The sequence below is a fragment of the Afipia sp. GW822-FHT03D08 genome, assembly GCF_058801645.1.
Map to the genome: position 1 here is coordinate 1 of NZ_JBXANK010000006.1, position 3322 is coordinate 3322.

At 64.9% G+C, this 3322-nt stretch carries 3 protein-coding genes and 1 pseudogene; all 4 read right to left on the bottom strand.

Annotation, left to right across the window (positions count from 1 at the left end; all coding sequences use genetic code 11):
- Nucleotides 1–77: 77 nt before the first annotated feature.
- The 4 genes and pseudogenes from AC1RM7_RS23795 to AC1RM7_RS23810 all read right to left on the bottom strand — a co-directional run bounded on the left by AC1RM7_RS23795 (nucleotide 78) and on the right by AC1RM7_RS23810 (nucleotide 3200).
- Nucleotides 78–287, bottom strand: coding sequence for a hypothetical protein (locus tag AC1RM7_RS23795; protein WP_455570348.1), 210 nt, complete (start codon nucleotides 285–287; stop codon nucleotides 78–80).
- Nucleotides 288–421: 134 nt separating this feature from the next.
- Nucleotides 422–1036, bottom strand: a pseudogene (locus tag AC1RM7_RS23800) (tyrosine-type recombinase/integrase); the annotation flags it as partial.
- Between the two features lie 41 nt (nucleotides 1037–1077).
- On the bottom strand, nucleotides 1078–1998 hold the full coding sequence (locus AC1RM7_RS23805; protein ID WP_393986785.1) for a tyrosine-type recombinase/integrase: 921 nt from the start codon (nucleotides 1996–1998) through the stop codon (nucleotides 1078–1080).
- Complete coding sequence (locus tag AC1RM7_RS23810) at nucleotides 1992–3200, bottom strand: tyrosine-type recombinase/integrase (protein ID WP_492943924.1); 1209 nt, start codon at nucleotides 3198–3200, stop codon at nucleotides 1992–1994. Before AC1RM7_RS23810 ends, AC1RM7_RS23805 begins: the two co-directional genes overlap by 7 nt.
- Nucleotides 3201–3322 lie beyond the last annotated feature (122 nt).

Here is a 3322-nt window from a genome sequence, read left to right on the forward strand (position 1 = left end):
AACATGGCGAGCACGATGCCGGTGCAGGATCGGATGGGTTGGCGCGACAGTACCGTCTCCGTCGCGGCCCTGTCCGATCAGGCCGGTGCTTCCACGTCCGAGAGCAAGGACGCGATCAGGGCATCGGGTGCCTTGAACCGGCCGCGCCTCAGTTCCGGCGGGACGACCGCCTCGATCGCTTCCAGCTTTTCCGACGGGTCCATGCGGAGGTAGATCTCTGTCGTGCGGATATCGGCGTGACCGAGCCACAACGCGACCTTCCGGATGTCATGGGTGGCCTGCAGCATGATGACCGCGCAGCTATGCCGGAGCTGATGTGGTGAGACACTGCGATCGCGTAGGGATGCGCAGGTCTCGGCTCCTTGTTCACGTGTTTCTCGAGCACATACTCGAAGCCGGCGCGGGTCATGGGCTCGTCCTGCGCGTTGAGGAAGAGTTCGGGCACGCGGGCTGTTCCCCTGACACTCAGCCAAGCGCGAAGGTCGCGAGCGGTTTCCTTCCAGAGCGGCAGGCAGCGTTCCTTGCGGCCCTTGCCCCGGATCATCACGCTCGCACCGTGTTGGAGCGACAGATTCTCGGTCAAAACGCCGACCAGTTCGGAGACCCGCAAGCCCCCGGCGAAGCAGAGGTGCATCATCGCCCGGTCTCGCACGCCGGACTGTGTCGCGAGATCGGGAGCGTTGAGGATCGCGCGGATCTCCTCCATCGTCAGATGCCGGATGAGCTTCTGATCGTGCCGCTTGGCCGGGATCGCATGGATCCGGCCAATCTGCTCCAGGGCCGAAGGCACCTTGTACTCCACATAGCGCATGAATGTCTTGATGGCGGCAAGCCGCAGATTGCGTGTGGAGGCGCCGTTGCCGCGGTCCTGTTGGAGATGGGCAAGGAAGGCTACGATCATTGGCGCATCGAGGTCTTCGATCGTCAACCGTGACGGACGGGTGCCGAGCCGTTTCGCGGCGAAGTCGAACAGCAGCTTGAAGCTGAACGCATAGGTCTCGCAGCTCCGCGGACTATAGCCCCGCTGGCACGGCATGTAGTCGCGCAGGAAGCCGGTGATGAGTGGGGCGAGCTTTGTCACGCGACGCTCTCCCCGACCAGCATTTCCGCCGCCGCGGCGATATCGGCCATCATCTGCGGCGTCGCCTCCAGATACCAGTAGGTGTTCCGGATGTCGGAATGGCCCAGATAGGTCGACAGGGCGACGAAGTGCCGGGCGACGGTGCCGCGCTCGACGCCGCATTGCTCCAGAACACGTGTCGCGAAGGTGTGGCGAAGATCGTGGACACGAGGCTGCCGGCTTCGCTCCGGCGCGATCCCGGCCCGGCGCAAGACGCTGCGGAACGCGTAGTTCACGGTCGTCGGGCATAATTGCTTGTCCTGGATCGAGGGGAACAGCCATTCGCTTTCTCCAGCACATCGGCGGCGGAGCCTGAGATAGTGTTCGAGCACCGCGATGACCGTCGCATGCAGTGGTACGAGCCGACTCTTGCGGAACTTGGTCTCCCGGATGTGCAAGACGCCGCCAGGCTGGATATCGTCGAACCTGAGGGTAAGAGCCTCCGAGACGCGCAGGCCTGCGGCTGCGATCAGCCCGAACAGCATGACGTAGAGCGGGCGCCTCAGGAGGTCGCTCTTATGGCGCCGGACCTTTCCGGCGGTATCGAGGATGCGTGCGATCTCGTCCGGGGTGTAGATGTAGGGAACCGGTCGCTTTTGCTGGCTCCGCGTGGAATCGGCCTGCGGGATCTCATGATGGCTATCTTCAGCGTGCAGGAAGCGCGCGAACAGGATCAGGTCCGTCAGGCGCCGGGCACGAGCACCCGGCGTGCAGGCGACGGTCTCCAGCCAGGCCAGGACCGATGCCGCACGGATGTGCGTGTCGCCCCGCCCGATGGCGAAGAACGCGAAGGCGCGAAGAGATCGCTCGACCTTGACCAGTTTGTAGCCGAGCACACGACGCAGAGAGATGTAGCGGTTCACGTCATCGCTCAGCACGGCAGCCTCCCGCCCCAAGGCTGTGCGATCTCCGACAGGAGGCCGATATCCACCTTGGCGTAGAGCGCGGTGACCGAAGGCGAGCGATGGCGTAGCACGGCACCGACACCGGCAAGGCTCGCACCGCCCCGCAACATCGCTGTCGCGGCAGAGTGCCGGAGAACATGAGCCCCGCGAAGGGGGCTGTCGATCCCGGCTCGGTCGAGCGCGCGTCGCACGATGCATTTCACCGCGATGCGGCCAATCGGCCGGACCGGCGCCGTCTGCGTGAGGAACACGCGCGCGGTGGCGATACGCGGCCGCGCCTGCTCGATATAGGCGAGGATGGCATCGCCGATTTCCTGCGTCAGCGGCAGACGCTCCTCGCGCCGGGTCTTTCCGACAAGGGTTATCCGGCCATCCTCCCAGTCGATGTCGCCGAACGAGAGATTGGCGACTTCGCTCGCCCTGAGGCCCAGCCGGGCAAGGAGGAGGATGACGGCCCGATCGCGCAAATGGTCTTCGCCGCCACAGGCGGCAAGCAGACGGTCGATATCGGCCTGTCCGAGGAACCGTGGCGTCGTCGCCAGTTGCCAGCTTGCGAAGGTCGGAACCGCATGCTCCCGTCCGATCGGGCATTGCCCGACCGCAACGAGATATTTGAGATAGGCCCGCGTCGCGACAGTGATGCCCTGCGCTCGCCCACGCCCATGCGGCCTGGCCCGGTCGAGCACGAAGCCGCGGATCGCGGCAGCCGTGTACGCTGTCGGATCGGTTCCCAGCGCGGCCAGCAGATCGACCAGAACCTCCTGATAGGTATTGAGCGTGGAGTCCTGGATGCCGCGTTGCTCCCGCATCCAACGACGGAAGGCGGCCAGTGCCGGCCAGGTCTCCTCCAGCGAAGGATGCTGCTCTGGCGGCAGGACGTTCTTCTCACGCAGATAGGCGATGAACAGCGCCGCGGCACCCTGCGGCGCACGGGCGGTCTTGCTGCCCCCGAACACCGATGCCGAGGCTGTGAAGCCGGCGACGAGCGTCTCGAGTTCGAAGCCCGACGTGCGGACCCAATCGCCCCACAACGCCAGCAGGCGAACCACCTCTGCCGTTGTCGCCGGTGTGTATTTCCGCTGGGCGAGCCAGTTCTTGAAGCCTTCGACATGCGGCTGCAGCCAGTTGATCCGGATATCGACGCTCCGGCGATGCCTGCGCTTTCGTTTTGTCATTCTGGTTCCTTCGAGTTGCCTGTTCACACCGGGAGCGCCCGGCGCGTCGAGCAAACCGAAGGTTTCGATGCCATTCCATGCGATAGGCATTTTGCTCGCCCGACCCGCACCCACCGTGTCCA